4 protein-coding genes are annotated in these 4,558 nt (G+C 66.8%); 2 read left to right on the forward strand and 2 right to left on the reverse strand.

Going from position 1 to position 4,558, the window contains the following annotated elements; translation table 11 throughout:
- Together WAW85_RS08890 and aroQ are read right to left on the reverse strand one after the other, a co-directional pair.
- Nucleotides 1–1,279 (reverse strand): DEAD/DEAH box helicase (locus tag WAW85_RS08890; RefSeq protein ID WP_422559253.1); only part of this gene is annotated, 1,279 nt, incomplete at its 3' end.
- A gap of 246 nt (nucleotides 1,280–1,525) precedes the next feature.
- Nucleotides 1,526–1,972 (reverse strand): type II 3-dehydroquinate dehydratase, encoded by a 447-nt coding sequence (gene aroQ / locus WAW85_RS08895; RefSeq protein ID WP_422559254.1) that lies wholly within the window; start codon nucleotides 1,970–1,972, stop codon nucleotides 1,526–1,528.
- A 93-nt stretch (nucleotides 1,973–2,065) separates the two neighbouring features.
- Here aroQ and WAW85_RS08900 point away from each other — a divergent pair, with 93 nt between their 5' ends.
- Both WAW85_RS08900 and WAW85_RS08905 read left to right on the forward strand, forming a co-directional pair.
- On the forward strand, nucleotides 2,066–2,488 hold the full coding sequence (locus tag WAW85_RS08900) for a DUF7144 family membrane protein (protein ID WP_422559255.1): 423 nt from the start codon (nucleotides 2,066–2,068) through the stop codon (nucleotides 2,486–2,488).
- 62 nt (nucleotides 2,489–2,550) lie between these two features.
- Nucleotides 2,551–4,558: arabinosyltransferase domain-containing protein (locus WAW85_RS08905; protein ID WP_422559256.1), on the forward strand; the 2,008-nt coding region annotated here is incomplete at its 3' end.

The raw sequence follows: 4,558 nt of genomic DNA on the forward strand, positions 1-4,558 counted from the left end.
GTCCGCGACCACTCTGGCCACGACCGCCTTGGCCGCCGCGACCTGAACGGCCCTGTCCGCCGGACTGGCGCTTGGGCTGCTGCGGTGCCGGTTCCGGTGCGGGCTCACGGTAGGGAGCCCGCTCACCGACGAGCGCCTCGACGGCGGGCGCACCGGCGACTACTTGCTGCGGCGTCACCTTGATCGCGGCGTTCTGCAGCATCTTGCGCAGGTCACCGCGCTGCTCGGGCAGGCAGATCGTCACGACGTCGCCGTTGGAACCGGCGCGGGCGGTCCGACCCGAACGGTGCAGGAATGCCTTGTGCTCGGCCGGCGGATCCACGTGAACCACCAACTCGACGCCGTCGACGTGTACACCGCGGGCGGCGACGTCAGTCGCCACCAACACGCGCGCACCGTTGTCGGCGGAGAACGACGCGAGGTTGCGGTCGCGCTGATTCTGCGACAGGTTGCCGTGCAGATCGACGGCCGGAATACCGGCGGCGGTCAGCTTCTTGGCAAGCTTCTTGGCCTGGTGCTTGGTGCGCATAAAGAGAATGCGACGGCCAGTCCCGGACGCGAGGTCGGTGACCAAATCGTTCTTCTCCGCGGCCGAGCGGACCTCGAAGACGTGGTGGGTCATCTTCTCCACCGGGCTGGTGGCTTCCTCGAGGGAGTGGGTAACGGGCTGGTTCAGGAAACGCTTCACCAGCTTGTCGACACCGTTGTCCAGGGTCGCGGAGAAGAGCATGCGCTGGCCACCCTTGGGGGTGGCGTTCAGGATGCGCGTAACACCCGGAAGAAAGCCGAGGTCAGCCATGTGGTCGGCTTCGTCGAGCACGACAATCTGCACGTCGTCGAGGCTGACGATGCGCTGCTTCATGAGGTCTTCTAGGCGGCCCGGGCAGGCGACGACGATGTCGACGCCGGCGCGCATGGCGCGTTCCTGGCCGGCCTGCTTGACGCCGCCGAAGATGGTGGTCACCGTCAGGCCCATCGCTGCGGCCATTGGCTCCATCGCGACCGCGATCTGCGTCGCGAGCTCGCGCGTCGGTGCGAGCACCAACCCGGTCGGGCGGCCCGGCGTGCGCTTGACGCCCCGCTGGGCGAGTCGGGTGACCATCGGGATCGAGAAGGCCAGCGTCTTGCCGGAGCCGGTCTTGCCGCGGCCGAGCACATCGCGGCCGGTGAGGCTGTCGGGGAGCGTGTGCTCCTGGATCGGGAAGGGCGCAGTCTTACCGTCGGACGCCAGAGCGTCGACGATCGGCTTCGGCACGCCGAGGTCAGTAAAGGTAGTCACGGTTCATAGCCTTTGTGGCTCGGGACTTCCGCGCCGATACGCCGCGGGCGCGTTTCTACGCGCGCTGCGGCTAGGTACCGATGGAAAGTCGGGGTGGCGAACACGCAGGTGTGCGTATCCATTCGCCGCAGGAAGTTCTTCGAAACACCTCAGCGCTCACACTGGGCTGGGGTTCGGGGCGTTCTACGACGCGACGGCGGATTAGCGCCGTTAGCTAGACCCTACGCGGCCCGAGCGCCCATTGACCTATTGAGAGACGAGCGTCACCAGATGTCGGACGGCGTACTCGTAGCCGCGGACACCGAACCCGGCGATCACCCCCGCCGCGAGCGGCGACACGTAGGAGTGGTGCCGGAAGCTCTCGCGGGCGTGCACATTGCTGATGTGCACTTCGACGATCGGCACTTCCGGAACCACCAGGGCGTCGATCAGCGCGATCGAGGTGTGCGTCCACGCGGCCGGATTGATCACGATGCCGCTGATCTTTCCGCGGGCTGCGGCCAGCGCGTCGAGCATCTCGCCCTCGTGGTTGGTCTGCAGCGACTGCACCTCGAAGCCGTATTCGGCGGCGGTCGCCGTGGCGAGGTCGACGACATCGTGGAGCGTGGCCGATCCGTACACGTCCGGTTGCCGTAGTCCGAGCAGATTCAGGTTCGGGCCGTTAAGCAGGAGAATCGGCAGCGGAGGCGACATGCGGTGCAGTCTACGCCGCGAATTGGTGACAGAAGCACCACCAGTCCCACAGATCCCACCCTGGATCGCCGCGCATTTGGTATTCACAGAATTATGACCACGCAAACCAACACCCCGCAATACAAGTCCGACGCCGACAACCCCTGGGCCGTCGGCGTTGCCTGGGCCGCCGCAGCCCTGCTGCTCGTCGCGTCTATCTTGGCCATTCTGCAAGGCATTGCCGCGCTCGCAGGCGACCAGACCCTCGTCCTCATCGACGAGGGCTACATCTACGCCTTCAACCTCACCACCTGGGGCTGGATCCACCTCATCCTGGGCATCGTCGGTGTCGCCGTCGCAATCGGCGTCTTCTATGCCGCGGTATGGGCGCGCTCCCTGGCAATCGTGATCGCCGTCCTGTCGATCATCGCCAACTTCATGTGGCTCCCGTACACCCCGTGGTGGTCCATCCTGATCATCGTCGTGGACGTCCTGGTGATCTGGGCGATGGCCAACTGGATCGGCGACAAGAGCTGACCCCTGGCCGACCCGGCAAACCGACTGAACTCACCGCACAGGGGCATCGCTACGATGCCCCTGTGTCTTTCTCTTCGGTCCGCCGGGCCCAGCTCACCGCGCTCATCGCGGGTCTGGCTGGTTTCCTGCTGGCCCTGCTCACACCGCTGCTGCCGGTCGAGCAGACCACCGCCGAAATCTCCTGGCCACAAAACGACACCATCGGCTCGGTTACCGCGCCGCTTATCTCCTACACGCCGATCGACCTGCGGGCCACCATTCCGTGTTCGGCTGCCGGACAGTTGGCCGCTGACGACACGGTGCTCCTGTCCACCACCTCGCCATCGGCACCGAAGGCCACCGAGCGAGGCCTCTTTGTCCGCGTAACCACCGCCGCCGAAGCGGGTGCGGCTGGCCGCACCGTCGAGGTGATCAACCGGAACAGCCCGCTGATCTCCGCTCCCCTCAACGACGTCCTGTCCCCCGCCTGCAGCACCCTGCTGATCACCGCGAACGCCACCGAGGTCACCGCCGAGTTTGTCGGCCTGACCGACGACCACGGCGATCCGCTCGCCGTCTCTACTGCCGTCTTCGGCGATCAACGCCCGCAGTTGACCGGATTGTTTACCCAGCTCACCGGACCGGCCAGGGCGATGCCCACCCTGCGCGCCCACGTCGAGATCGACTCGCGCTACAGCACGGCGCCGACGGCCCTGAAGTGGCTAGCCATCATCGTCGGTGTGCTCATGACGATCATCTCGCTGGCCGCTCTGGCCCGGCTCGATGCCACCGACGGCCGCCGGCACCGCCGAATCTTCCCGGCCCGCTGGTGGCGCCTGAACCCGCGCGACTACGTGGTGATCGGCCTACTGCTGGTGTGGCACATCGTCGGACCCAATACCTCCGACGACGGCTACCTGATGACCATGTCGCGGGTCGCTCAGGGCAGCGACTACACCGCCAACTACTTCCGCTGGTTCGGGGCGCCCGAGTCGCCATTCGGCTGGTACTACCAGGTCTTCGGCCTGATGAGCCAGGTCTCGGTGGCCAGCCCGTGGATGCGGTTACCGGCCCTGCTGTGCGGCATCGTCAGCTGGCTGATCATCAGCCACGAGATCCTCCCCCGCCTGGGCCGCGCCGCGTCCGCCCGGCGCGCCCCGGCGTGGACCGCTGCCGCCATTTTCCTGGCGTGCTGGTTCCCGTTCAACAATGGTTTGCGCCCGGAGCCGATTATCTGCCTCGGCGCCCTGCTGACCTGGTGTTCAGTGGAGCGCAGCATCGCCACCAGCCGTTTGTTACCGGCCGCGGTCGCCTGCTTGATCGCCGCATTCTCCATCGCTGCCGGACCGACCGGCTTGCTCGCCATCGCCGCCCTGGTCGCTGGCGCCCGCCCGATGATCGTGAATCTCGTACGCCGCGCGAAGGCGATCCACGCGACCTCCGGCCGCGCGGCGACCTGGGCGTACGCCAGCCTGATCGCGCCCATCCTGGCCGCGGGCACCCTGGTCCTCGTCGTCGTCTTCACCAACTTGACCCTCGCGGCCTTCCTGCAGAGCTCGTCGATGAAGACCGACGTCGGACCGTCGAGCCACTGGTACAACGAGATCGACCGCTACTCGTCGTTGTTCGCTTTCTCCGCCGACGGCTCGGTGATGCGCCGGTTTGCCGTACTGGCGATGGTGCTGTCGCTGGTGGTCGCCGGCGCCATGCTGCTGCGCAAGGGCCGGATTCCGGGCACCGCCGCCGGACCGGCCATGCGCATTGTCGGAATCACCTTCGGATCGCTGATCTTCCTCGTCTTCACCCCCACCAAATGGACCCATCATTTCGGCGTCTTCGCTGGCCTGGCCGCCGCACTGGCCGCGCTGGCCACCGTGGCCGCGAGCGCTGACGCCACCCATTCACGACGCAATCGCGCCCTGTTCGGCGCGCTGGTCGTCTTCATCACCGGCCTCGCCCTCACCGCCCCCAACTCGTATTACTACTCCTCGGCCTGGGGGATGCCGTGGGGTGTGTGGCAGGTGACCATCGCCGGCGTGATGATCGGTCAGGCGCTGCTGTACCTGACGCTGGTGCTGCTCGCCGTCGCGC

It is taken from the genome of Gordonia sp. (in: high G+C Gram-positive bacteria), from assembly GCF_049299075.1.
Taxonomy (GTDB): domain Bacteria; phylum Actinomycetota; class Actinomycetes; order Mycobacteriales; family Mycobacteriaceae; genus Gordonia.